The following is a 24,537-nucleotide window of genomic DNA, read 5'->3' on the forward strand; positions in this document are numbered from 1 at the left end:
CCCGATGCCGCCCCGCACACCGTGGCGGGGGGAACCGGGACGACCGCCGGCGAACGCGATGTCCGATTTCCGCCGGACCAGCCCGGCAGGTGGGCCTACCGTCGGGGCATGGACCGGACGGCGTATGCGGCTTACCTGGTGTTCGCCCTCGTCGTCGTGCTGGTGCCCGGCCCGGACTTCGCCGTCGTCATGGGCAACACGCTGTCCGGCGGGCGAGCCCGCGGCCTGTGGTGCGCCGCCGGAGTGGCGACGTCGAACGCCGTCCAGGGAACCGCAGCCGTCGCCGGGCTCGGCGCGCTCGTCGTCGGCGCCCAGCCGATCTTCCAGACGGTGAAGTGGGCGGGCGCGGCCTACCTCACCTACCTGGGCGTCAGGCTGCTGTGGTCGGCCCGGCACGGCCGGCACGACCTCGCGCAGCCGCCCGCCGCCGGACGGACCGCCCGGCGTGGCTGGCGTCAGGGGTTCCTGTCGAACATCACGAACCCGAAGGTGCTCGTGTTCTACGTCGCGGTGCTGCCGCAGTTCCTCGATCCGGGCAGCGGCGTGGCGGCCCTCGCCCTGCTCGGTGTCAGCCACGCCGTGATGTCGCTGCTTTACCTCCTGCTGCTGGTCGCGCTGTTGCACCGTGCCCGCCGGGTGCTCAGCCGCCGCCGCGTACGGCGAGCCCTCGACGCCATCACCGGGACAGCCATGATCGGCTTCGGCGCACGCCTCGCCCTCGAACGGCCCTGAACCGCTCAGGCCGGGCCGGCGAGGCCGATCAGGTTGCCCTCGGGGTCGGTGAAGTGGGCGACGACCAGGTCGCGGCCGGGCGCGCGGTCGGGGCCCATCGTGCGTCTGCCGCCCAGCTCCTCGGCTCGGCGCAGCGCGGCCTCGACGTCGGGCACGCCGACGTAGAACACGGTGTGCGGCCGATGCTGCGGGCCGCCGCCCACCCCGCCCGGGATGGTGCCGCCGGCGTCGGTGAAGCCGTACGCCCCCTGGTCGGAGACCGACGCCGCGACGGGACCGCTGGTGTCGAAGCTCCACCCGAACAGCTCGCCGTAGTACCCGCGCAGTCGGGCCGGGTCGGTGCCGATGATCTCGAAGTGCACCACCGGTTGTGCCATGACGCCTTCCCCCTTCGGTTGTTCGAGGACGCCCACCCTAGGCCGGGGGTACGACAGGTTCCGGGCCGGCTACTCGGCCGCCACGAGCTCGTAGACGTTGCCGTCCGGGCCGCGGAAGTGCTGCCACGTCGGCCCGGGCTCGCCGAGCAGCTCGACGCCGGCGGCACGCAGCTCGGCCACCGCGGCGGGCAGGTCGGGTACGGCGAAACCGGCGACCGGGCCGGTGGCGAAGTGGTCCTTGCCCGGGTAGTCCTCGCCGAAGACCTCGACGTTGCGCCCGTCGGGCAGCGTGAACACCCAGAACCCGGGCTCGTGGTGCGTCTGCCGCAGGCCCAGCACGTCGGAGTAGAAACGGGCCAGCGCCTCCGCGTCCCGCGTGCGGGTGCCCAGCCATCCCAGTCCGGTGACCTCCACGACGTACTCCTTTCAACTCTTGACGACGGTGACGATGCTGACGGGGGCGGGGTTGAGGGCGCTCATCGGGGTGCCCTTGTCGCCCCAGCTGCCATCGGCTATGGCCGCGTCGCGGGCGGCGATCAGCTTCGCGTACTCGCTTGCGGGCAGCCGGTCGAGCCGCAGCTTCCAGGCCACGCCGGTGCCCTCCGGGCGGGTGGAGCCGAGATAGACCGTGTACGGGGCGGCGACGCCCTCGATGATGTCGAGCTTGCCGTCGAGGTAGCAGCGGCCGGCCACGCAGATCAGCAGCGCGACGACCGTGTCCTTCGCCGTGACGTCCGCCGGCGCGACGGTGAAGCGGGCGTCGAACGGATACGGCACGCGGCTGTTGTCGGCCGGCGCGACGATGCGGGTGCGTGCGGCCGGCGGCGGGGTGGTCTTCCGGGGCGCCGGCGGAGTGGTCCGCGGACGGGTGGCCGGCGGCTTTGCGGCGGCCGAGGTGGCAGTCGCCGGAACGGTCGCGCTCGGCGCGGCCGAGGTCCGTGGGACGGCGGACGGCGCGACGGCGACGGGCGCCGAGGACGGGCCGAGCTGCACCGAGGCGGCGGGCCGGGTGTCGTCCGCGGGCCGCAGCACCAGCACGGCGACCACCGCCGCGACCACGGCCCCGACGGCGACCCCACCGATCGCCGCGGGAAGCCAGGCCCGGCGCGCCCGCGACGGCCGCGACGCAGCGAAACGCTGAACGCCCCCGGTCGGCTGCGGCGCGGCGAGAGGCGGGACGCCGGCCGGCTCCGGCGCAGCGAGAGGTGGGACGGCCGCCGCCGGCTCCGCTGTCGGAGCGGGCGGCGCGACGGTCGCGCCCGGCTCCGGCGCCGGGGCGGGCGGCGGGCCTCCGCCCAGGTACGCCCGCGCGTGGGCGACGGCCCAGTGCTGCTCACCGAGCGCCGCCGGCCCCGACTCGGCCACCCGGGCGAAGGCGGACCGCGCCACGTGCCGGTTGGCGAGCTCCTCGGCGACCACGGCCAGGTCGTACGCCAGCATCACCGCCAGCGGATCCGGGTCGCCCGGCCGCTGCCCGGCGGCCTCCGCCTCCTCCAGCAGCCGGCGCGCCGCGATCGGATTTCCGGCCGCCCGGTGCAGGCCCGCGAGCTGCCGCATCGTCTCGAGCAGCTCGGGATCGCCGTCGGCGAGGCGCGGCCGGCCCTGCGACACGACGTCGTCGAGCAGCGCGCGGGCCGCCTCGGCGTCCCCCGCCTCGGCGAGTCGCTGGGCCTGTCGGCGGGCATCGGCGAAGATCACCCCGCCATGCTGCCCGCCCGCGGCGAACCGCGCCAGGCCCCTAGGGCGTGTATCGAAGTCATAGCCACTCGTTGATCGCAGCGATGGTGACGGTGGCTTCGTAGCGGACGGCGAGTTTCTCGTATCGGGTGGCGACAGCGCGGTTGCGTTTGAGCCGGTTGATGCCGCACTCGACGGCGTGGCGCTGCTTGTAGATCTCCGGGTCGAAGGCCGGTGGGCGGCCGCCCTTCGACCCGAGCTTGCGCCGGTTGGCGTCCTGGTCGGCCTTGCTCGGGATGGTCGCCCTGATCCCACGACGGCGCAGATAACGGCGGTTGCCGCGTGAGGTGTACGCCTTGTCGGCCAAGACACGGTCCGGCCGCACTCGCGGCCGGCCGACAGTCCGGGGCACCCGGATCCCTGCCAGCACGGCGATGAACTGCGGGCTGTCGCCGCGGTGCCCGGCGGTCAGCACGATCGACAGCGGTTTCTGGCCTTGCTCGCAGCACAAGTGCAGTTTGGTGGTCAACCCGCCCCGGGATCGACCCAGTGCATGATCGACCGGCTCGAGCGTGACACCGCCCGGCGGTTCAGCCTGCAGATCCCCCTTTTACGCGCACCGGCGGCATGCTGGTGCGCTCGCGCTGTCGTCGAGTCGACCGATACGTCCCACACGATCCGGCCGGCCGCGTCGGCGATGGCCTGCAGCGTGGTCAGGATCCGGGTCCAGGTCCCGTCGCGCTGCCAGCGCCGAAACAGCGCATACGCCGCCGCCCACGACCCATACTCGCCAGGAACGTCACGCCAAGGCGCCCCCACCCTGATCCGCCACCGGATCCCGTCGATGAGCTGCCGCTTCGTCCAGGTAGGCGGACGACCCGGCCGACGCCCAGCGGGCAGCAACGGCTCCAGCGCTGCCCACTCCGAGTCGGTCAGATCATGCCGACCCGTCACCGCTAGGGTGGTCACGAGGTCCCCGGTGGTCTCCGGTTTTGCTTGGTCGCTAAGCCATCTACCGGAGACCTCGCTATTTATCGATCACGCCACGCCGTGAACCCCACCCGGCACCACGGACTTCGATACACGCCCTAGTACTTGAGGTACTGCCTGGTCAGCTTGGCGACCTTCTCGACCAGCGCGATGCCGTCGTCCATCGTCGGGTTGTTGTGCGACAGCACCGCCACCGAGACGTTGACCTTGCCGTCGGGGGAGGTGACCCGGCCGATGGTATTCACCGCCCACAGCCCGCCGTCGGCCGAACGCGTGTCCCAGCCGTTCTTCACCGTCGCGGTCTCGCCGGCCTTGACGATCGCCGGCACGCCCCAGTCCTGCGTGTCGTCGACGGTGTTCATCAGCGAGAAGGCGGTCCGGCGCGAGTCCGCGTCGAGCGGGCCGCGGGCGTCGACGAGCTTGTTGAGCAGCTTCACCTGGTCGGTCGCGGTGGTCCGGGTCAGGCCCCAGGCGGTGTTCACGACCGTTTGGGTCAGGCCGAGCCGCTTGTTGCACCGGGAGACCGCGCTCTTGCCGCCGAGGTGCTGGAACAGCTCGGTGGTCGCGTTGTTGTCGCTGAGCTGGATCATCGGCTTTGCCAGCGCCATCTCGCCGGCGGTGGGCTCGCGGTCGGCGTCCTGCGCCTTGAGCAGCTCGCACGCGAGGATCTGTGCCTTGACGATGCTCGCGGTGTCGAACTTCGCCGTGCCCTGGTACGCGTACGCCTGCCCGGTCCGCTTGTCGAGCACGGCCACGGAGAAGTCGGGGGTCTGCGCCGCGACCTGCTTGAGGGCGGCGTCGAGCTGCTGGGCCCGTTTCGCCCGCTCGGCCTTGGCGCGCTGGGCGGCCTTCGCCTTGTCGTCGGCGCTCGGGCCGGTCGGGCTCGCCGCCCGGCCGGTGAGCGCGGTCGGCAGGATGCCGCCGGCCTCGCCGTCGTCCTGCATGCCGAGCGCGATGAGGCCGCCGCCGCCGAGGATCACGGCTGCCGCCACAGCAATGATGAGGTTCCGGGATCGCCGCACCGGAGCATAGTGCCGTCTATCTCTCGAAGACTCAAACGATGGCACTCTGGGCAGCTTGCCCGGCACGGTACGTGATCCATCCTGGGGCGGCAGTGGCCGGGTCGGCGGCGGGCTGACCGCCGCCGCGCCGCGGGGGCGCGACGGCGGACGGCGCGACTACGAGGCGGCCGGCGCCAGCGTCGCCGACTCGGCGACCAGGTTCTCGTAGAGGTCCAGGTACGCGGCGGCCATGACCGCGGGCGTGAACCGCCGCGCGGCCTCGGCCCGGCATTCGGCGGGGTCGATCGAGACGGCCTGGTGCACCAGCTCGCCCAGCTCGTCCTCGTCCGTGGTGTGCAGGCCGGTGCGGCCGTGCTCGACCAGCTCGGGCAGGCAGCCCCGCGCGGTGCCGACCACCGGGGTGCCCAGCGCCAGCGACTCGACGATCGCGGTGCCGCCGGGCTCGTTCCAGCGCAGCGGGAACAGCCCCACCCGGGCGCCCGCCACCAGGGCGTCGCGGGCCTCCCCCACCACCGTGCCGACCCAGCGGACTCGCACGCCGTCGACGTGCGGGGCGACCTTCTCGCGCCAGAACGCCACGTCGGGGTTCTGCGGATCGGCAGCCGCCAGCGCCCCGGCGTCGTGGTACGGCCCGACCGGACCGGCCAGGATCAGGTCGAAGCCGTGCTCGTGCGCGAGCCGGGCGGCCAGGTCCTGCGCCTTGCCGGGCGTGATGCGGCCCAGCACCACGGCGTACCCCTGCTTCTCCGCCGGTGGGAGCCCGGCGGCCGCCAGCGGCGTCGCCAGGTGCACGTGCCCCACCGCGTGGGCGCGCAGCGCCGCGGGGGCGTGCGTGAGCTGGTCGGCCGAGACGCCGTTGACCGCGACCCGGCCGCCGCCGTCGAACGAGCCGTACAGCTCGGGGTGTTTCTGCAGGTCCCAGTGCAGGGTGTGGAGCGCGGGCGGCGCGCCCGGCCCAAGCGCGGCCGCGGTCATCAGCCCCGCGGCCTCGACGTGGTCGTGCAGCAGGTCGATGTCGCCCTCCGCGAGGCGGCGGGTCACCGCGAGCTGGTGCGCGGGCACCACCCCGCACACCTGGTTGTACGGCCTCTGCAGCAGCTTGAACTGCCCGTGCGGGAAGGCCTGGATCTTCTCGTCGACGGCAAGCGTGCTGTCGCCGACCGTGGCCATCACCACCTCGACGCCGAGGCGGCGCAGCTCGGGAACCAGGGTGGCGACGATGTTCTCGATCCCGCCGTAGCCCAGCGGCGGCACCGGCAGCCACGGGCCGGCGTTGACCAGGATCTTCATGCCGCGCGCACCGCGGGCCGCGGCAGCGTCACCAGCGGCGGGCGCTCGTCGACGGACACGTCGCTGACGACGACCTCGCGGTTGAGGTGCGGCAACGGCTGGTCGCCGCCGCGCTGGAACTGGGTGAGCAGCGTGGTCGGCGGCAGCGGGGTGGCGGCCAGGCCGTGCCGGTGCAGGCGGCTCCACGCGGTCACCATGATCTGCGCGGACATCCGGCCGAGGGCGTCGATCCCCTGGTGCCGGTGGTGCCGCTCGCCGAGGTCGACCTGGGCGAGCGCGTCGAGGCCGACGAGGTCGAGCAGGTCGATGAGCATGGCGATCTCGACGCCGTACCCGGAGACGAACGGGATGCGCTCCAGCGTGCTGCGGCGGCCCGCGTACTCGCCGGCGAGCGGCTGGACGAAGCCGGCCAGCTCCGGCCAGAACAGGTTGATCAGCGGCCGGGCGGCGAGCTCGGTGACCCGGCCGCCGCCGTCCACCTCGACGCCCGTGGCGCTGACCAGCGGCCGGTGGTAGAAGCCCTTGACGAACTCGATGGACCGCTCGGTGAGCAGCGGCCCGACCAGGCCGGTGACGAAGGCCGGCGAGAAGTCGCGCAGGTCGCCGTCGACGAACGCCACGATGTCGCCGGTGCTGGCGGCCAGCCCCGACCAGAGCGCGTCGCCCTTGCCCTCCATCCGCGGCAGCCCGCGGGTCATGTCGTCCTGGGCGACCACCCGGGCGCCCGCGGTGCGGGCCAGGACGGCGGTCGCGTCGGTGGAGCGGGAGTCGACGACCACGATCTCGTCGACCAGCGGCACCCGCTCGACGAGCTCGCGCCGGATGACCGACACGATGTCGCCGATCGTCTCCTGCTCGTTGCGGGCCGGGATCACCACGCTGACGCTGCTGCTGCGGTCCGCGGCGAGCTCGTCGGCCGCGTACTGAGTGGCATTTCCGGTGCGATAGGTGGCCCAGGCCTCCACCACGGGCAAGGCGGCCGGCGTAATCGTGTGCGGTTGCTGCATGGACACCCCCGATGTCGGAACGACAATGGAGATCGCGACGTGCCCCGGGGGGCCGAGAACCAATCTTGATTGTGGGTTAAGTCCCTGTGACGCCGAACCCCCGGAACATTTGTCCGATGTTTCGCTGCCGCCGCGACGGAGAAATTCCGCGCCGTATCGCCCAGCGACGAGGGGAAGACCGGATGGCGGCGACGAGAGTAGGGCTGGTCGGAGCGGGCGGGGTGGCCCAGCGCCACGCGCGGGTGCTCGCGGGTTTGCCGAATGTGCAGTTGGTGGCGGTTACGGACGTCGTGCCGGAGGCGGCCGGAGAGCTCGCCGGAACGCACGGGATGAAGGTGGTTCCCGATGTCGAAGCGCTTCTTTCCGAAGGGCTCGATGCGGCGTACGTCTGCGTTCCTCCGTTTGCGCACGGCCCCGCGGAACGCGCCGTCATCGAGGCCGGTATTCCGCTTTTCGTAGAAAAGCCCATTGCCGTCGATCTAGACAAAGCGCGCGAATTAGCGGCATTGGCTTCGGATCGGAAATTGCTGACCGCAGTGGGGCATCACTGGCGCTATTCGGCGATCGCCGACCGGGCCCGGGCGCTTCTCACGGACCGGCCCGTACGCCTGGTGACCGGCGCGTGGCTCGACAAGGTGCCGCCGGTGGGCTGGTGGCCGCGCCGCGACCGCTCCGGCGGCCCGGTCGTCGAGCAGGCCGCCCACGTGCTCGACCTGGCGCGCTACCTGGTCGGCGAGGTGACCGAGGTGAGCGCCGTCGGCAACGGGGTCCCGCCCGCGGTCGAGGGCGCCGACATCGACAGCACCACGGTCGCCACACTCCGCTTCGCCGACGGCGCGATCGGCACGCTCGCCGCGACCTGCGTGCTCGGCTGGAAGCAGCGCGCCGGCCTGGAGATCTACGCGGACGGGCTGGCGGTGTCGATCGCCGAGGACCGGCTCAGCGTTCGCGACGGCGACGACACCTACACGGTCGAGAGCGACCCGGACGCGGCCCGCGTCGCGGTCGACGCGGCGTTCATCCGTGCGGTCCGCGGCGAGGAGGAGGACGTGCGGGTGCCGTACGCGGAAGCCCTCAAGACCCATGCGCTGGCGCTCGCGGTGGCCGCGTCCGCCGTGTCCGGCCGGCCCGTGGCGGTGCCGGGTGTCTGACCGCAACCTGGTGGTGGCGGCGCCCGGCCGTCTGGAGATCGTCGACGAGCCCGTCGCCGAGGGCCCGTTCCGGGTGCGCACGCTGTTCAGCGGCATCTCGGCGGGCACCGAGCTGAGCTTCGTCAAGGGCACCAACCCGGCGCTGCACTCGAGCTTCGACCCCGCGCTCGGGCTGTTCGGCGGGCCGCCCGCGAGCGCGTACCCGGTGACCCGGCTGGGCTACATGGAGGTCGGCCGGGTCGAGCAGAGCCGTACGCCGGCCGTCGCCGAGGGCAGCGTGGTGGCGATGACGTACGGGCACCGCTCGGGCTGGACCGGCGATCCGCTGCGCGACCGCGTGGTGCCGCTGCCCGACGACCTCGATCCGGTGCTCGGCATCTACGTCGCCCACATGGGGCCGATCTGCGCGAACGGCCTGCTGCACGCCGCGGCCGACCTGCACGGCCCGGCCGTGCGCGGGCTCGGCGACGGCGTGGCGGGCCGGCGGGTGGCGGTGACCGGCGCGGGCGTCGTCGGGCTGCTGACCGCGCTGTTCGCCCGGGCGCACGGCGCGGCGTCCGTGGTGGTGGTCGATCCGACCCCGGCGCGGCGCGAGGTGGCCGAGGCGCTGGGGCTGGAGACGCTCGACCCCTCGTCCGGCGAGGACCCCGCCGTCACGCTCAAGACGGCGTGGCGGCACACGGCCGACGACCGCGGGGCCGACGTGGTCTTCCAGTGCCGCGGTCAGTCGTCGGCGCTGCACCTGGCGCTGCGGCTGCTGCGCCCGCAGGGCACGGTCATCGACCTCGCCTTCTACCAGGGCGGGGCCGACGACGTCCGGCTCGGCGACGAGTTCCACCACAACGGGCTCGGCATCCGGTGCGCGCAGATCGGGCGTGTGCCGCGCGGGCTGGCCCCCACCTGGGACCGGGAACGGCTGTCCGCGGCGACGATCGACCTGCTGCGGCAGTACGGCGAGCCGATCCGCAAACACCTGATCACCGCCGTCGTGCCGTTCGAGGAGGGCCCGGCCCTGCTCGACGACCTGGCCGAGCGGCGGCGCCACGAGCTGCAGGCGGTGCTGAGCTTCTAGTCCTTGCCCGCACCGACCGTCTCGACCGGCGTCGGCTCGTGCGTGTCGAAGCCGGTCCGGTGCATCGTTCCCCACACCGCGGGGCGCCCGTGCCATGCCGCAAGGGCGCCCCGGACCTGCCAGACCGCGAGCACCTGCCGGTAGCCGACGTTCTCCAGCACCGCCGCGAGCACCCCGCGCAGCATGTCGCTCCAGCGCGGGTAGCGGTGGAACGACACCTCCTCGATGAACAGCGCGGCCAGGCTGACGAGCAGACCGAAGCCGTACGCCACCAGGGCGAACCGCCACGCGAAGCCGACGTCGACCGCGTCCGCCCACAGCCCCAGCGGCAGCAGCACCAGCGCGGCGAGCTCGACGAACGGCGCGAGCAGCTCGAAGATCAGGTAGTACGGCAGCGCCACCAGCCCGATCCGGCCGTAGCGCGGGTTGAAGATCATGTGGCGGTGCTTGGCGAGGATCTCGGCGATCCCCCGGTGCCAGCGGCGGCGCTGCGAGCCCAGCACCCGCCAGTTCGACGGCGCCTCGCTCCAGCTCACCGGCTCCGCCACGAACACGACCCGGTAGTCCTCGCCCCGGTCGCGCAGGTAGTGGTGCAGCCGGACGACGAGCTCCGCGTCCTCGCCGATCGTGTCGTGCGCCATGCCGCCGATCGCGACGAGCAGGTCGCGCCGGAACACGCCGAACGCGCCGCTGATCACCACCACGCCGCCGACCCGGGACCAGCCCGTACGGCTCATCAGGAACGCCCTGAGGTATTCCACCACCTGCACCCGGAGCAGCCACGACCGCGGCATCCGCACGTCGACCACGCGGCCGGCGACGACCTTGCAGCCGTTGGCGATCCGCACCACGCCGCCGCACGCGGCCACCCGCAGCGGGTCGTCGGCGAACGGCTTGGCGACCGAGAGCAGCGCGTCCGGGTCGAGCACGGAGTCGGCGTCGACCATGCAGACCAGCGGATGGCGGGCCAGGTTGATGCCGACGTTGAGCGCGTCGGACTTGCCGCCGTTGGTCTTGCGGACCACCGTGAGCGCACCCGCGTGGTCTCGCGGCACGTGCACCGAGACGACGTGCGAGGCGTACGGGACCTCGGCCGGCACCACGCGCGGCACCTCCACGAGGTCGAAGTGCTCGCGCAGCTTCTCGAACGTGTCGTCGGTCGAGCCGTCGTCGACCACCACGATCTCGTAGCGCGGATAGCGCAGCGCCGTCATCGCCTGCACGGCCGGCACGATGCCCGCGCCCTCGTTGTGGGCCGGCACGATCACCGTGACCGGCAGCGTGAGCGGGCTGCGGAACATGTCGTCCGCCCCCGCGAACGCCGCCCGGCGCAGGTGCTTGGCGAACTCGACGGAGGCCAGCCCGATCATGATGAGGTAGCTGCTGTTCAACGCCACGAAGTACGCGAACACCGCGTAGTCCGCCCCGCGCAGCACGCCGAGCACGACGTCCCTCACCGCGGGGCTCCGACCGGCTCCGGCTCCCCGGCGGGCGTCAGCGCCAGCGCCTCGCGGCAGTGGTCGTTGTCGCGGCGCCGCAGCTCGGCGAGCCCCGGCGCCCCGAGCCGGCGCAGGCTGTGCGCGGCCTCGTGGGCGATCTGGAACTCGCCGTCGTCGAGGTGCGCGCCGAGCGCCGGCACCGCCGCGGGCGACCCCAGATCCCCGAGCGCCCGGGCCGCCGCGGCGCGCAGCCGGTCCGGGTGGGGCGGGTCGAGCACGTCGATCAGCGGCTGCAGCGCTCCGCGCGCGCCGAGCCGTCCCAGGTTGGTCGCGGCCGCCACCCGTACGTCGAGAACCTCGTCCTCCGCGAGCACCCGCGCCATCCGGCTGACCGCTCCGGTCGCCCCGAGCAGCCCGAGCGCGTCGAGGCAGACCGCGCGCACCCGCGCCTGCGGATGGTCGAGCGCCGCGGAGAGCGTCACCTCGGTCTCCCGCCCCATCTGCACGAACGCGTGCGTGGCCAGCAGCGACGGCACCGGGTCGGGCCGGTCGAGGCTCGCGATCACCCGCCAGGCCGCCTTCGGGTCCCCGATGCGCCCCAGCGCCCGCACGGCGACGATCCGCACCTCCGGGTCGCGGTCGGTCAGCAGCGTGCACAGCTCCGGCACCGCCTCGCGCAGCCCGAGATCCCCCAGCAGGTGCGCCGCGCGCGCCCGCCGCACCCCGCTGCGCGCGTGCAGGTCCGCCAGCGCCTGCCGCGCCGCCCCGCGGTGCAGGAACACCGACACGAGCGCCGCGTGCGCGTCGCCGCGCAGCTTGCCCAGCAGCCCCTGCGCCGCCGGAAGGGCCGCCCGCCAGGCGTCCTCGGGGATCGCGATCAGGTCCTCGCTGCCCTCCTCGCCGTTCTCCGCCACGAACGCCAGCAGCGCCCGCCGCGGCCCCGCCGCCAGCGCCGCCCGCTTGCGGTTGCGCACCCGGCGCCGGACCCGGACCGCCACGATCCCCGCGGCCGTGCCGACCACGATCCCCAGCAGCCCCAGGATGGCGATGCCGAACAGCCCCACCGCTTCACCTCCCCGCCCGCCAACACGAGGAATATATCCGTTTTGCTCCCTTCAGGCGGCCGTCTCCCCTCGGCGCCTGCACCGCCTCCCGCCGCAGGTCAGGACCGCTCCGCCGGGAAGGTGAGGGTCACCGTGGTGCCGACGCTCTCGGTGGAGTCGACGGCGATGGTCCCGCCGTGGTTCTCGATGATGGTCCGGACGATCGCGAGCCCCAGGCCCGTACCCGGAATGGCCTGCTTGATGGCGTTGGTGGCCCGGAAGAACCGCACGAACAGCGCCTGCTGCTCGTCGGCGGGAATCCCCATGCCGGTGTCCGCGACGATCACCACCGCCCGGTCGCCCCGGCGTTCGGCGTGGACCGTGACCGTGCCGTCCGGCGGCGTGAACTTGACGGCGTTGGTCAGCAGGTTGTCCATGACGCGGTCGAGCTGCGCGCCGTCGCCGCGCACGGGCAGGGGCCCGCGGACGTCGAGGTGCAGCCCCACCGACCCCTTCGCCGCGACCGGCCCGATCGCCACGAGCGCCCGGTCGATCACCTTGGCCAGGTCCAGCGGCGTCCGGTCGCTGCTGTAGTCGCCCGACTCGATCTTGGAGAGCGTCAGGATGTCCTCGATCAGGTCGCGCAGGCGCTTGGTGTTGCGGCTGATCACCTCGAGCATCCGCCGCTGCGCGTCGGATAGGTCGCCGTGCCCGCCGTCGCGCATCAGCTCCAGATATCCGGAGATGCTGGTCAACGGTGTCCGCAGCTCGTGCGACACCGTCGACATGAAGTCGGTCTTGACCGTGTCGAGGGTCTGCAGACGGTGGATCATCTGCTCCTCGTCGCGGCGGACCTGCTCGCTCTGCTCGGCGGCCGCGTTGACCGCCTCGGCGACCGCCCGCACCTCCGCGGGCCCGGTCGTGGCGTCGGCACGGGCGTCGCGCTCCCCCTCGCGTACGCGATGGAGCACCTCGACGACCGCGCGCAGGGGCCGGGTGAGGCGGCGGGTGGCGCGCACGGCGATCACCACCGCGGCCGCGGTCGCGGCCGGCGTGAGAACCGAGACGACGACTATCGCGACGGCCTGCAACAGGGCGACCCGGCGCCGGAGCCGGTCCGTGTGGGCGGCGAAGGTCGTCCGCAGCTCGTCGTTGGCGGCGATGAACGCCTCGAACAGCGGCGTGCCCTCTTCGACGTCCCGGACCGCGGAGTCGCCGCGGGGCGGTTCGCGCCGCTGCATCTCGGCCACCGCCCACCAGCTGTCCGCCCGGGCCAGTTGGCGGCCGGCGGCCGAAGCGTCGCGCCCGCCGCTCAGCCGGCGCAGGTCGTCGGCGGCGCTCGCGTAGTCGCTGCGCGCCACGTGATAGGTGCCGAGGATCCGCTCGTCGCCGGTGAGCAGGTAGCCGCGCAGCCCGCGCTGCGCGTCGGTCATCACCGCCCGCAGCTGGGCGTTGGCCAGCTGCGCCGGTTGCACCTCGCCGGTGAGCTGCTGCACCGCCCGGTGCTGCACGAGGACGACGGCCAGCTCGGTCAGCCCGGAACCGACGATGAGCGCGACCAGGACCGCGAAGGCGCGGCTCAGCAGCCCCCCGACGGTGCCTTCACGTCGCATCGTCCCGGCGCGGGCCCGGTCGAGCGGGTCTCACGCCCGCGCCCGGCTCAGCAGAGCCTGGATGCGCGAGACCAGCTCACGCGGGCTGAACGGCTTGGTCACGTAGTCGTCGGCGCCGGCGCTGAACCCGCCCTCGACGTCCTGCTCCTGCACGCGTGCGGTCAGCATGATGATCAGGATCCCGGCCGTGGCGGGCTCGGACCGCAGGATCCGGCACACGTCGATGCCCGACAGCCCCGGCATGGACACGTCGAGCACGGCCAGCGTCGGCTGGCGGCTCCGCGCCTGCTCCACGGCCGTCTGCCCGTCCTCGACGGCGATCACCTCGAAGCCCGCCTGCTCCAGCTTGAACGCCACCAGATCCCGGATGTCGGCGTCGTCGTCGGCGACCAAGACCACCGTCACGGCAATCCTCCTCGGTTGGTTGCGCAGCTTTCGCTACTTATCGGGACCTTATCCGGTTAGTCCGGGTTGTGAGGCCGCTCCGGGATTCCGGCCCGGCCGGGTGACCGCAACCGATGCGCAACCCGTGCGCAGCAGGCCTGCAGCCGCGCTGGGGTGTTCTGGATGCAGATCCCACTTGCTTCAGCCCGGCAGGAGGTTCCGGTGAACGCAGTCCTCGCGGACGTCAGGTCCGAAGCTCTCTTCGTCTCGAACCTGCAGAGTTCGCAGCGCCCCACCCCCGAACTGATCCGCGCGGCGGTGACCGCCACCGTGAACCGCCTCGGCGAGTCCGGCTGCGCCGAACTGGTCGCCCAGGAGTTCGGCGAGCACCCCGACTGCGCCATCGGCCGCATGCGCTGGGCCCGCAGCGCGGTCCGCTCGGCCTTCGCCGCCTGACCGCCGCCGCAGCCCGGCACCGACCACCGGCGCGGGAAAAATGGGACGCCGCTGGCGCCGGGCGGGCGGCGGGCCGTAGGCTCGGCCGCATGCTGAACGCGCGACTGATGTGGTGGCCCGCCTGACCGGCGGCCCCCTTCCCAGCGCGTAACCAACCACGCGGCCGCCTCCCCGAGGCGGCCGCTTTCGCGTGGTCGGGCCTCGGTCGGCACCGCCGAGACCCGAAGGACCACCATGCAACCTTTCGCCCTGCTCCACCGGGACGGCGCCGACCACGTCGAGGTGCTCACCGGCGACGTCGTCACCGTCGCCACGCTCGACGACATCCCGCTGCACCGCGGCCGGCCCACGCTGGCCGTCATCCCGTACCGCCAGATCACCGAGCGCGGCTTCGACTGCGTGGACGACGGCGCACCGCTCGAATGCCTGATCGTGCGGTCGTCCCGCAGCGAGCCGCTGGACGCCTTCCCGCCCGGGCCGCTGAGCATCAGCGACGGCAGCTTCGACCTCTCCGACGACGACTACGGCGCGATCGTCGACGACGTGCTGCGCGAGGAGATCGGCCACGGCGAGGGCGCGAACTTCGTGATCCACCGCGTCTTCACCGCCCGGGTCGACGGCGACCCCGTCGCCGCCGCGCGCGCCGCGTTCGGCCGCCTGCTCGCCTCGGAGCGGGGCACGTACTGGACCTTCCTCGTGCACACCGGCACCCGCACCCTGGTCGGCGCCACGCCCGAACGGCACGTCAGCGTCGCCGACGGCATCACGATGATGAACCCGATCAGCGGCACCTTCCGCAACGGCTCCGGCCGCCTGCTCGACTTCCTGCGCGACCCCAAGGAGGTCGAGGAGCTCTACATGGTGCTCGACGAGGAGCTCAAGATGATGGCGACGGTCGCCGAGCACGGGGGCCAGGTCGCCGGGCCCTATCTCAAGCAGATGACCCACCTGACGCACACCGAGTACCTGCTCGCGGGGCGTGGCTCGCTCGACGTGCGGGACGTGCTGCGCGAAACCATGTTCGCCCCCACCGTGACCGGCAGCCCGATCGAGAACGCCTGCCGCGTCATCGCCCGGCACGAGCGCCGCGGGCGCGGCTACTACGCCGGGGTGCTCGCGCTGCTCGACCACGACGACCAGGGCCGCCAGACGCTCGACGCGCCGATCCTGATCCGCACCGCCGAGATCTCCCCCGAGGGCGCGCTGCGCGTGCCGGTCGGCGCGACGCTGGTGCGGCACTCGACCGCGGCGGGCGAGGTCGCGGAGACGCACACGAAGGCCGCGGGCGTGCTGGCCGCGCTCGGCGCGGTCGCGTCGAAGCCGCAGCCCGTGCGCACGGAGGCGGAGTCGCCCGAGGTGCAGGCCGCGCTGGCCGCCCGCAACGACGGCCTGGCCCGGTTCTGGCTCGACTCCCGGGCGCCCGGGGCGCTCGTCGTGCCCGGGCTCGCCGGCCGGACCGCGGTCATCGTCGACGCGGAGGACACCTTCACCGCGATGCTCGCCCACCAGCTCAAGGCCCTCGGCCTGGCCGTCACCGTCACCCCGTGGACCACCCTGCTCCCCCCGGCCGGACCCGATCTGCGCGCAGCGCCCGCCGGGGCGGGCCTCTCCGCTACCGGCCTTCCCGCTGCCGGCCTTCCCGCTACCGGCCTTCCCGCTGCCGGCCTTCCCGCCACCGGCCTCTCCGCTGCGGGCCTCTCCGCTGCGGGCCTCTCCGCTGCCGGCTTCTCCGACGCTGACCTCGTGATCGCGGGGCCCGGTCCGGGCGACCCCGGTGATCCGCACGACCGCAAGATGACGGTGATCCGCGCGCTGATCGAGGGCCGGCTCGCCGCGGGCAGGCCGCTGCTGGCCGTGTGCCTCGGCCACCAGATCCTCGCCGCGCGGCTGGGGCTGCGCCTGCACCGCCGCGACTCGCCCTATCAGGGGCTGGCGCGCGACATCGATCTCTTCGGCGCGCAGCGGCGGGTCGGCTTCTACTCGAGTTTCACCGCGCTGTCGCCGGCCGACGAGCTGAGCACTCCGTACGGCCGGGTGCAGATCGCCCGCGACCCCGGCGACGACGCCGTCCACGCGCTGCGCGGGCCCGGATTCGCCGGAGTGCAGTTCCACCCCGAGTCGGTGCTCAGCCGGGACGGGATGGCCGTGCTCGCGAAACTTCTTCCCGAAGTCCTCACCGGAGTGATTAGCCCCGCCGTGAACGGGTAGCGATGAGGACTGCCGGTGGTTCAAGGGGATCGAGAGCCTCCGCTTGGGCCACCGGCCCCACTCAGCCGGCGAGCGCATCGTCCAGCACCTCGACGAGGCGCTCGGGCTGCTCGAAGAGAGCAGCGTGACCGGCGCCGGGCACGACGACCAGCTTCTTGGTGGGTGCCCGCAGACCGGCGTACCAGTCGTCGAACGGCACCCGCAGGCCGCGCATCTCGTTGCCGCCCAGCAGGAACCAGGCCGGCACCGGCAGGCTCCGCGCGTCGCTGCGTAGGTCGATGCCCTGCATCTCGGGATAGAGCACGTCCCAGGTGTCGAGGATCGCGTTCATGACGTGGACCTTCTGCAGCAGCGTGAACTCCCGCACGCCCAGCCCGAGGCTCAGCGCCGGCTGACCGTAGGCCTGCCCCTCGTACGTCAGGATCGGCTCGTAGCCCCAGACGTCCGGATAGGGCGGCGGCCCCTGCTCGGTCAACTGCCGCACGACCTCGTCGCGCCCCGTGGACCGCGCCCAGGCCAGGATGTCGTCATAGAAGATGCGGTCGCTCGCCGGCAGGTTCACGCCCTGGCCCGAGCCGATGTAGGCGCGGAACTTCTCCGGATGTCGCTGCAGGGCCAGCACCGACAGCAGCGAGCCGCCGGAGTGGCCGAGCAGGTAGATCTTGTCTTGGTGGAAGCGGTCGCGCAGGTAGTCGGTGACGTCGATGATGTCGTCGACCATGCGGTCGAGGGTCACGCGCGAGGTCGGGTCGAGCGCCGGGTAGGACGAGCCGCCGCCCCGCCGGTCGAGCGTCGCCATGACGAACCGCTGCTCGACGGCCCCCAGGCGGGTGCGCACGTTGCCCAGCTCGGAGCCGCCGGGCGCGCCGGGGACGAAGAGCAGCACGGGCAGGCCGGCCTGGTTGCCGCGGATCATGACACCGAGCCGGCCGACCCGGGCCAGCTCGGCGACGCCGCCCGGAATCGGAGCCGTGCGCGGAGGAACGGCCGAAGCCGCGACGAAAAGCACCAGGCCCGCGACGGGGACCGCGACCAGCACCCGGCTCAGCCGCCGCCGGACGCCCCGGGCGACCGCCACGCCGAGCAGCATCGGCAGGAGGGTCAGCACCGCCTGCACACCACGGCCGGTCACCAGCGCGATCAGCCCGAACGGGCTGGCGTGCGGCGGCCCGGCGGACGGCCCGGCCACGCCCGAGCGAGCCAGCTCGAGAGCCACCAGGAACGACAACGGCACGACCAGCCACACGAGGCGGGACCGGCCGGCCCGGCCGGCGGCCCACCCGATCGCCGCGCTGACCACAACGGAGCAGAGCGCCTGGGTGGCGGTGAGCGGGCCGCGCGGCGTCCACCACCCCGCGACCGCGCCCCAGACAGCGGCGGGAAGTGCCCACAGAAGCGCCGGGAGAAATCTCATGCCGGTGAGGATGGCGGCTCGCCGCTGGGAGCACAGCCGCCATCGGTCGGGGGTCGACCCAGTACTTTGGTAGGTCCTCAACGGAGCCGGCGGCTCGTAGGCTGCGCTCATGTCGTCGCTTCCGTTCGCCTTGCTGGTTCCCGGTCCGCCGGGCAGCCGGCGTGCCACCGTGCGCGACCGGACGGCCGACGTCATCGCCGTCCTGTGCGCCCTGGTCTACGGCGCGATCATGGTGCGGCTCGGCGACGCGACGGCGCCGCACGCGGCGATCCCCTGGCAGGCCGACGTGGCGATCGGCATCCCGTGCGCGCTGACCCTCTTCGCGCGCCGGCGGTGGCCGCTCGGCCTGTGCCTGGCGCTGCTGCCGGTCGGCGCCGTCTCGGTGATGGCGACCGGCCCCATCCTCGCGGCGCTGTTCACCGTCGCGATCCGCCGCCGGGCGCCCCTCGCGCTGGCTCTTACCGCGGCGCACGTGGGCACGGGCGTCCTCTATTACGCGTTGCAGCACGATCCGCCGTTCGACCTCTGGGTCGACCTGCTCATGCGGTCGATGACCGGGCTCGGCGCCGTCGGCTGGGGCATGTTCCTGCGGGCCTACCGGCACCTGACGTCCTCGCTGCGGATGGAGGCCGCGAACGCGCAGGCCCAGCAACAGCTGCGGATGGACCAGGCCCGGCTCACCGAACGGGCTCGCATAGCGCGCGAGATGCACGACGTGCTCGCCCACCGCATGTCGATGGTGAGCCTGCACGCGGGGGCGCTCGAGGTGCGCACCGACGCCCGCCCCGACGAGATCGCGACGGCCGCCCGCGCGATCCGCATCAGCTCGCACGAGGCTCTCGAGGAGCTGCGCGCGGTCATCGGCGTCCTGCGGCAGACCGGCGACGGCAGGAGGCCGCCCGCCGGCGAGCCGCCCGCCGGGGAGGCGATCCCGGAGGAGGGCATCGTCTCCCGGATCGAGCGCTTCGCGGCCCTCGCCGGGCTCGACGACCCCCGGCCGGAGCCTCCGCAGCCACGCTTCTCCGACCTTCCCGACCTGCTGACGGAGGCCCGCACCTCCGGCATGAAGATCGACTTCGTCTGGGTGGTGCCCCGCGCCACGCCGTCGCAGGAGCTGGAGCGCACGGCCTACCGCGTGGTGCAGGAGGCGCTGACCAACGCGCGCAAGCACGCGCCGGGCGGCGAGGTCGAGGTGCTGCTCGAGGGTGGTGGCGGGCGGGACCTGCGGATCCTGGTCACCAACTCGTTCGAGCACGGGCATCGCGAGCCGCCGGAACAGCAGAGGGTGCCGGGCTCGGGCACCGGGCTCATCGGCGTCGGCGAGCGGGTGGCGCTCGCCGGCGGGCGGGTGGAGTACGGCGCCCAGGGCGACCGGTTCCGGGTGGAGGCCTGGTTACCGTGGCAGGAATGAGCGCCGAGGGCGGGCGGCCGGAGCCGAGGGGCGCGCGGCCCATCCGGCTGGTGATCGTCGACGACGATCCGATGGTGCGGACCGGGTTGCGGTTGCTGTTCGGGGGCTCGAACGGCTTCGAGGTCGTCGGCGAGGCGGCGGACGGGGCGGAGGCGGTCGTCGCGGCGCGGGCGCACTGGCCCGACGTGATGCTGATGGACATGCGGATGCCGCGGGTCGACGGGGTGGAGGCGACCCGGCGCGTCCGCAGCCTGCCCGGGGCGCCGCAGGTGGTGGCGCTGACGACGTTCGACATGGACGAGCTCGTGCTCGGGGCGCTGCGCAACGGCGCCAGCGGCTACCTGTTGAAGGACATGCCGCCCAAGGAGCTGATGGCGGCGGTCGCGCGGGCGGCCGAGGGCGAGTGCGTGCTGTCGCCGGAAGTGCTGCGGCCGGTGGTCGACTTCATCGCCGCCACGGCGCCGGGATCGCAGCGGGCGGAGGCGAAGAGGCAGCTCGACAAGCTGACCGATCGGGAGAGGGAGGTGGCGATCGGCCTCGGGCGCGGCTGGTCCAACGCGCAGATCGGCGCCGAGCTGGGCATGGGCGTCTCGACCGTGAAGGGCCACGTGTCGCGCGTGCTGGCCAAGCTCTGCATGAACAACCGCGCGCAGGCCGCCGTGCTGATCAACGAGGCCGGCCTGGTCTGACGCCCACGCCCGGACTGCGGGCGGCAACCCAAGCCGGGCGAAACGGGCGGCCGGGGCCAGGCGAGGGGCCGGCGGGGGCCAGGCGGGCGGCCGGGCGGGAGCCAGGCGGGCGGCCGGGCGGGAGCCAGGCGGGCGGACGGGCAGGGGCAAGGCGGACGGGGGCAAGGCGGGCGGCCGGGTGCGGGTGCCCGCCAGGTGGAGGCCGGGCACCCGCGGGGTTCAGGCCGCGGAGACCCCCGCGGCCTGGCCCTCGTGGAGGGTGATGTTGCGGCCGTCGCGGGGGTCGAAGAGGTGGATCTTGTCGAGGTTCATCCAGACGCGGGCGTCGGCGCCGTCGCGGACCCGGGACTCGGCGGAGAGGCGGGTCACCAGGCTGTCCTGGGGTGGCAGGTCCGCACCGCCGGCGTCGGCGGCCAGGTCCTCCAGGTCGGCCGCGGCGGCGTGCTCGCCCTCCACGGTGAAGTACACGTACTTGTCCGAGCCCATCGACTCCACCAGGTCGACCGGCATCGTGAACTCGAAGCCCTTCGAGCGCTGGTGCTCCTCGATGAGCCGCGCGTCCTCGAAGTGCTCGGGCCGGATGCCGACGATCAGCTGCCTGGGTGCGTCCGCACCGCTCAGCGAGCGCCGCATCCGGTCGCCCAGCGGCAGGTCGCCCAGCGGTGTGCGCAGCAGCGACTCTTCGACCGTGGCGGGCAGGAAGTTCATCGACGGCGAGCCGATGAAGCCGGCCACGAACAGGTTCACCGGGTTGTCGTACAGCGTCTGCGGGTCGCCCACCTGCTGGATGTAGCCGCCCCGCATGACCACGACCCGGTCGCCCAGCGTCATCGCCTCGGTCTGGTCGTGGGTCACGTACACGGTCGTGGTGTTCAGCTGCTTCTGCAGCCGCGACACCTGCGTGCGCATCTGCACCCGCAGCTTGGCGTCCAGGTTGGACAGCGGCTCGTCCATGAGGAACGCCTTGGGGCTGCGCACGATCGCCCGCCCCATCGCCACCCGCTGCCGCTGCCCGCCGGACAGGTTGGCCGGCTTGCGGTCCAGATGCTCGGTCAGCTCGAGGACCCGGGCCGCCTCCTGCACCTTGGCGTCGATCTCGGCCTTGGGCATCTTGGCCAGCTTGAGGGGGAACGCCATGTTCTCGCCCACGGTCATGTTCGGGTAGAGCGCGTACGACTGGAACACCATCGCGATGTCGCGGTCCTTGGGCTGCTTCTCGTTGACCCGCTGCCCGCCGATGCGCAGCTCGCCGGAGGAGATGTCCTCCAGCCCCGCGATCATGTTCAGCGTCGTCGACTTGCCGCAGCCCGAGGGCCCTACCAGGATGATGAACTCCCCGTCGGCAATCTCCAGATCGACCTCGTGCACCGCCGTGGTGCCGTCCGGGTACTTCTTGGTCACCTTGTCGAGAACAATGTCAGCCATCGCTACCTAACCCTTCACGGCGCCGGACGTGAGGCCCGCGACGATGCGCTTCTGGAAGAACAGCACGAACAGGATGATCGGGATCGTGATCACCACGGCGGCCGCGGAGATCGCGCCGGTGGGGTCCTCGAACTGGGACGCACCGGTGAAGAACGACAGCGCCACCGGGACCGTGCGGGACCGCTCGGTCGAGGTGAGCGAGATGGCGAACAGGAAGTCGTTCCAGCAGAAGATGAACACCAGGATCGCCGTGGTGAACACGCCCGGCGCGGCCAGCGGCGCGATCACCTTGCGGAACGCCTCGCCCTGGGTGGCACCGTCCATCTTGGCCGCCTTCTCCAGGTCCCACGGAATCTGCTTGAAGAACGCCGACAGCGTGTAGATCGCCAGCGGCAGGGCGAAGGTGATGTACGGCAGGATCAGCCCCGGCCACGTGTCGAACAGGCCGGTGTTGCGCTCGATGTTGAACAGCGGCGACACCAGCGACACCTGCGGGAACATGGCGATCAGCAGCGAGACGCCCACGAGCAGCTGCTTGCCCGGGAAGTCGAGCCGGCTGATCGCGTACGCCGCCATGGTGCCCAGGACCACGGCGATGAGCGTCGAGATCAGCGCGATGCCGATCGAGTTGATCAGGGCGCGGACGAACTGGTCGGTCTGGAAGATCAGCTGGTAGTTGTCGAACGTCCACTCGCGCGGGATGAAGTTGCCGTCGGTGAGCGTCGCGGGCGTCTTGAACGACAGCGACGCGATCCAGAGCACCGGGATCAGCGCGAACACGACCACGATCGCGTCGAGCACGCCCCACTTGACCTTGGCTGAGGTGGTCACGGCCGCCATCAGCGCCTCCCCTCGTCGCTACCGGGCGCGGCGGTGCCGAACAACTTCACGAAGACGAACGCGATGATCGCCACGGTCACGAAGATCAGGACGGACATCGTGGAGCCGATGCCGAGGTTGAGCCCCCGGATCAGGTTGTTGTAGGCGATCATCGAGACCGACGACGTCTCGTTGGCGCCGCTGGTGAGCACGTAGATGTTGTCGAAGACGCGCAGCGCGTCCAGGGTGCGGAACAGCAGCGCGACCAGGATGGCCGGCTTCATCACCGGCAGCATCACCTTGGTGAACCGCTGCCACCACGTCGCCCCGTCCATCGCGGCGGCCTTGAGCAGGTCGTCGGGCACGAGCGCCAGGCCGGCCATCAGCAGCAGGGCCATGAACGGCGTGGTCTTCCAGATCTCGGCCAGGATGATGATGCCCAGCGCGCTGGCGCGCTCGGTGAGCGGCGCGCCCTCCGGCGAGACCAGGTTGGCGAGGTAACCCGTGCCGGGCGTCCACGCGTAGCGCCAGCTGAACGCCGCGACCACGGTGACGATCCCGTACGGGATGAGGGCCGAGGTGCGGACGAGGCCGCGCCCGACCAGGGTCCGGTGCATGATCAGCGCCAGCCCCATGCCGAGCACGAGCTCCACCACGACCGAGACGACCGTGATCAGCATGGTGACGCCGAACGCGGTCCACCAGTAGCCGTTGGTGAGCACGGTGACGTAGTTGGAGAACCAGACGAACTCCCGCTCGTCGGGGAACTTCAGGTCGTACCGCTGCAGCGACAGCCAGAACGAGTAGAGGATCGGATAGGCGGTGACGGCCACCATGACCAGCGCGGCCGGCGCGCACAGCAGCCAGCCCAGCTTGCGTTCCTGCTTCTTGCCCTCGCTGAGCTCCACCCGGCGGCGGCCGCGCTGCTTGGGCAGGGCGCGCTGTTCGGCGTCGGTGGCCGCCGAGGTCCCCGGGGTCGTGCTGGAGATGCTCACGGCAGCACTCCCTTCGAGTCGATGGCGTCCTGGATCGACTTCTTGAGGTCGGTGGCGGTCTGCTGCGGCTGGATGCTCGACGGCGGCGAGAGCTGGGCCGCGACCACCGTGGACAGGTTCTGGTACGCCGGGGTCCGCGGGCGCGGCGCGGCGTTCTGCAGCTCCTCGAGCAGCGTGTCCTTCATCGGGTACGCCTTGGCCATGTCCGCGTCGTCGTAGATCGCCTCGATGGACGGGGGCTGCCCGGCGTTGATCGCCAGGTACTTCTGCGCCTCCCGGTCGCGCAGGCACTTGGCGGCCTCGAAGGCCAGGTCGGGATGCTTGCTGTACGAGCTGACCGCCACGTTGGAACCGCCGATCGTGGTGACGCTCGGCGTGTTCGGGTCGATGCCCGGGTACCGCGCCCAGCCCACGTTCTTGGCCAGGTCGGGCGCGTCGCTCTGCATCGAGGCGTACACGAACGGCCAGTTGAGCTGGAACGCTCCGCCGCCGTTCTGGAAGGCGAGCCGCACGTCGTCCTCGAGCGCGTTGGAGAACGACGGGGTGGTGACCCCGGCGGTCGCGAAGGTCTTCAGCGTCTCCAGCCCCTTGACCGCGCCCGCGTCCATGATCGCGGTCTTGCCGTCGTCGCTGACGACCTTGCCGCCGGCGCTCGCGACCAGGCTGTTGAAGAGCACGACCAGGCCCTCGTACTGGGCTCCCATGGTCACGACCTGGTAGGTCTTGCCCTCGTTCTTGAGCTGCTGCGACATCTGGATCATCTCGGCCCACGTCTTCGGCGGGGTGGGCACGAGGTCCTTGCGGTACCAGAGCAGTTGGACGTTGGTGTTGTTCGGCGCCGCGTACAGCTTGCCCTCGTACTCGGCGGAGGCGAGCGGTCCGGGCAGTGTGCCGTTCTCGATCTCGGCCCGGTCGGCCCCGGTCCACTCCTTGATCCAGTCCGCGCTGGCGAACTCCTGGGTCCAGGTGACGTCCATGCCGAGGATGTCCATGCTGTCGTCCTTGGCGGCGAGCCGGCGGACCATCTGGACCCGCTGGTCGTCGGCCGCGCGCGGCAGCACCTGGTAGACGATCTTGTACTTACCCGCCGCCTGCTGGTTGCACCTGTCGACGACGTTCTGCAGGTTCTCGACGGGGAACTGGTACAGGTTGAGGACGGGCACGCCGCCCTCGTCGGATCCGCAGGCTGCCAACGGTGCGAGCAGGGCGATCGCGGCTCCCGCCGCGAGTGCCCGGGCACGCAGGGTGCGCCGCTGCGGATGTCGGTCGATAGTCGCCATTGACCCTCCATCCGGCCGGAACACGTCGAGTGATCTTGATCAC

General features: G+C 72.5%; 23 protein-coding genes. 7 read left to right on the forward strand and 16 right to left on the reverse strand.

The window, feature by feature from the left end:
- Nucleotides 1-108 precede the first annotated feature (108 nt).
- Nucleotides 109-732 carry a LysE family translocator gene (locus ACSNN8_RS34945; protein ID WP_436654447.1) on the forward strand — a complete coding sequence of 208 codons (624 nt, stop codon included), beginning with the start codon at nucleotides 109-111 and terminating at the stop codon, nucleotides 730-732.
- Between the two features lie 5 nt (nucleotides 733-737).
- On the opposite strand, the gene ACSNN8_RS34950 is transcribed toward ACSNN8_RS34945, so the two are convergent.
- From ACSNN8_RS34950 to ACSNN8_RS34980, 7 genes are all read right to left on the reverse strand, one after another.
- On the reverse strand, nucleotides 738-1,109 hold the full coding sequence (locus ACSNN8_RS34950) for a VOC family protein (protein WP_436654448.1): 372 nt from the start codon (nucleotides 1,107-1,109) through the stop codon (nucleotides 738-740).
- 69 nt (nucleotides 1,110-1,178) lie between these two features.
- Nucleotides 1,179-1,523 carry a VOC family protein gene (locus ACSNN8_RS34955; protein ID WP_436654449.1) on the reverse strand — a complete coding sequence of 115 codons (345 nt, stop codon included), beginning with the start codon at nucleotides 1,521-1,523 and terminating at the stop codon, nucleotides 1,179-1,181.
- 12 nt (nucleotides 1,524-1,535) lie between these two features.
- Nucleotides 1,536-2,807 carry a hypothetical protein gene (locus tag ACSNN8_RS34960; RefSeq protein ID WP_436654450.1) on the reverse strand — a complete coding sequence of 424 codons (1,272 nt, stop codon included), beginning with the start codon at nucleotides 2,805-2,807 and terminating at the stop codon, nucleotides 1,536-1,538.
- Nucleotides 2,808-2,865: 58 nt separating this feature from the next.
- Nucleotides 2,866-3,755, reverse strand: a protein-coding gene (locus tag ACSNN8_RS34965; RefSeq protein WP_436654451.1) for an IS5 family transposase whose coding sequence is annotated in 2 segments (ribosomal slippage) — nucleotides 2,866-3,389 and nucleotides 3,389-3,755 — 891 coding nt in all. Because the reading frame shifts where the segments join, the coding sequence is not laid out codon by codon here.
- Between the two features lie 119 nt (nucleotides 3,756-3,874).
- Nucleotides 3,875-4,798: a serine hydrolase gene (locus ACSNN8_RS34970; RefSeq protein ID WP_436654452.1), complete on the reverse strand. Its 924-nt coding sequence runs from the start codon at nucleotides 4,796-4,798 to the stop codon at nucleotides 3,875-3,877.
- A 156-nt stretch (nucleotides 4,799-4,954) separates the two neighbouring features.
- Nucleotides 4,955-6,088 (reverse strand): glycosyltransferase, encoded by a 1,134-nt coding sequence (locus ACSNN8_RS34975; protein WP_436654453.1) that lies wholly within the window; start codon nucleotides 6,086-6,088, stop codon nucleotides 4,955-4,957.
- Complete coding sequence (locus tag ACSNN8_RS34980) at nucleotides 6,085-7,095, reverse strand: glucosyl-3-phosphoglycerate synthase (RefSeq protein ID WP_436654454.1); 1,011 nt, start codon at nucleotides 7,093-7,095, stop codon at nucleotides 6,085-6,087. The genes ACSNN8_RS34975 and ACSNN8_RS34980 overlap by 4 nt, the downstream gene beginning before the upstream one ends.
- 182 nt (nucleotides 7,096-7,277) lie before the next feature.
- On the opposite strand from ACSNN8_RS34980, the gene ACSNN8_RS34985 reads away from it, so the two are divergent.
- Nucleotides 7,278-8,246, forward strand: a complete 969-nt coding sequence (locus ACSNN8_RS34985; protein WP_436654455.1) for a Gfo/Idh/MocA family protein — start codon at nucleotides 7,278-7,280, stop codon at nucleotides 8,244-8,246.
- Nucleotides 8,239-9,318, forward strand: a complete 1,080-nt coding sequence (locus ACSNN8_RS34990) for a zinc-dependent alcohol dehydrogenase (protein ID WP_436654456.1) — start codon at nucleotides 8,239-8,241, stop codon at nucleotides 9,316-9,318. The genes ACSNN8_RS34985 and ACSNN8_RS34990 overlap by 8 nt, the downstream gene beginning before the upstream one ends.
- On the opposite strand, the gene ACSNN8_RS34995 is transcribed toward ACSNN8_RS34990, so the two are convergent.
- The 4 genes from ACSNN8_RS34995 to ACSNN8_RS35010 form a co-directional block, all read right to left on the reverse strand.
- Entirely contained in the window at nucleotides 9,315-10,775 is a 1,461-nt protein-coding gene (locus ACSNN8_RS34995) for a glycosyltransferase family 2 protein (protein WP_436654457.1), read from the reverse strand. The two genes, ACSNN8_RS34990 and ACSNN8_RS34995, sit on opposite strands and share 4 nt — an antisense overlap.
- Nucleotides 10,772-11,821 carry a HEAT repeat domain-containing protein gene (locus ACSNN8_RS35000; protein ID WP_436654458.1) on the reverse strand — a complete coding sequence of 350 codons (1,050 nt, stop codon included), beginning with the start codon at nucleotides 11,819-11,821 and terminating at the stop codon, nucleotides 10,772-10,774. Before ACSNN8_RS35000 ends, ACSNN8_RS34995 begins: the two co-directional genes overlap by 4 nt.
- Nucleotides 11,822-11,919: 98 nt before the next feature.
- Nucleotides 11,920-13,413 (reverse strand): ATP-binding protein, encoded by a 1,494-nt coding sequence (locus ACSNN8_RS35005; protein WP_436654459.1) that lies wholly within the window; start codon nucleotides 13,411-13,413, stop codon nucleotides 11,920-11,922.
- Between the two features lie 30 nt (nucleotides 13,414-13,443).
- Nucleotides 13,444-13,818, reverse strand: a complete 375-nt coding sequence (locus ACSNN8_RS35010) for a response regulator transcription factor (RefSeq protein WP_436654460.1) — start codon at nucleotides 13,816-13,818, stop codon at nucleotides 13,444-13,446.
- Nucleotides 13,819-14,019: 201 nt separating this feature from the next.
- On the opposite strand from ACSNN8_RS35010, the gene ACSNN8_RS35015 reads away from it, so the two are divergent.
- Both ACSNN8_RS35015 and ACSNN8_RS35020 read left to right on the forward strand, forming a co-directional pair.
- A complete protein-coding gene (locus ACSNN8_RS35015; RefSeq protein ID WP_436654461.1) occupies nucleotides 14,020-14,253 on the forward strand; it encodes a hypothetical protein in 234 nt (77 codons plus the stop codon).
- 234 nt (nucleotides 14,254-14,487) lie between these two features.
- Nucleotides 14,488-16,461: a chorismate-binding protein gene (locus ACSNN8_RS35020; RefSeq protein WP_436654462.1), complete on the forward strand. Its 1,974-nt coding sequence runs from the start codon at nucleotides 14,488-14,490 to the stop codon at nucleotides 16,459-16,461.
- Nucleotides 16,462-16,522: 61 nt separating this feature from the next.
- Here the strand turns inward: ACSNN8_RS35020 and ACSNN8_RS35025 are convergent, their stop codons facing one another.
- Entirely contained in the window at nucleotides 16,523-17,875 is a 1,353-nt protein-coding gene (locus ACSNN8_RS35025; protein ID WP_436654463.1) for an alpha/beta fold hydrolase, read from the reverse strand.
- Between the two features lie 109 nt (nucleotides 17,876-17,984).
- Here ACSNN8_RS35025 and ACSNN8_RS35030 point away from each other — a divergent pair, with 109 nt between their 5' ends.
- Together ACSNN8_RS35030 and ACSNN8_RS35035 are read left to right on the forward strand one after the other, a co-directional pair.
- Nucleotides 17,985-19,286, forward strand: coding sequence for a sensor histidine kinase (locus tag ACSNN8_RS35030; protein WP_436654464.1), 1,302 nt, complete (start codon nucleotides 17,985-17,987; stop codon nucleotides 19,284-19,286).
- Nucleotides 19,265-19,975 (forward strand): response regulator, encoded by a 711-nt coding sequence (locus ACSNN8_RS35035; RefSeq protein ID WP_436655518.1) that lies wholly within the window; start codon nucleotides 19,265-19,267, stop codon nucleotides 19,973-19,975. Before ACSNN8_RS35030 ends, ACSNN8_RS35035 begins: the two co-directional genes overlap by 22 nt.
- Before the next feature lie 219 nt (nucleotides 19,976-20,194).
- Here ACSNN8_RS35035 and ACSNN8_RS35040 read toward each other — a convergent pair whose 3' ends face one another.
- The 4 genes from ACSNN8_RS35040 to ACSNN8_RS35055 are packed head-to-tail and all read right to left on the reverse strand — an operon-like array spanning nucleotide 20,195 to nucleotide 24,494.
- Nucleotides 20,195-21,400: an ABC transporter ATP-binding protein gene (locus ACSNN8_RS35040; protein ID WP_436654465.1), complete on the reverse strand. Its 1,206-nt coding sequence runs from the start codon at nucleotides 21,398-21,400 to the stop codon at nucleotides 20,195-20,197.
- A 6-nt stretch (nucleotides 21,401-21,406) separates the two neighbouring features.
- On the reverse strand, nucleotides 21,407-22,240 hold the full coding sequence (locus ACSNN8_RS35045; RefSeq protein WP_436654466.1) for a carbohydrate ABC transporter permease: 834 nt from the start codon (nucleotides 22,238-22,240) through the stop codon (nucleotides 21,407-21,409).
- Nucleotides 22,240-23,214 (reverse strand): carbohydrate ABC transporter permease, encoded by a 975-nt coding sequence (locus tag ACSNN8_RS35050; protein ID WP_436654467.1) that lies wholly within the window; start codon nucleotides 23,212-23,214, stop codon nucleotides 22,240-22,242. Before ACSNN8_RS35050 ends, ACSNN8_RS35045 begins: the two co-directional genes overlap by 1 nt.
- Nucleotides 23,211-24,494, reverse strand: coding sequence for an ABC transporter substrate-binding protein (locus ACSNN8_RS35055; protein ID WP_436654468.1), 1,284 nt, complete (start codon nucleotides 24,492-24,494; stop codon nucleotides 23,211-23,213). The genes ACSNN8_RS35050 and ACSNN8_RS35055 overlap by 4 nt, the downstream gene beginning before the upstream one ends.
- Nucleotides 24,495-24,537: the final 43 nt, after the last annotated feature.

The organism is Actinoplanes sp. URMC 104, assembly GCF_051386375.1.
GTDB lineage: Bacteria > Actinomycetota > Actinomycetes > Mycobacteriales > Micromonosporaceae > Actinoplanes.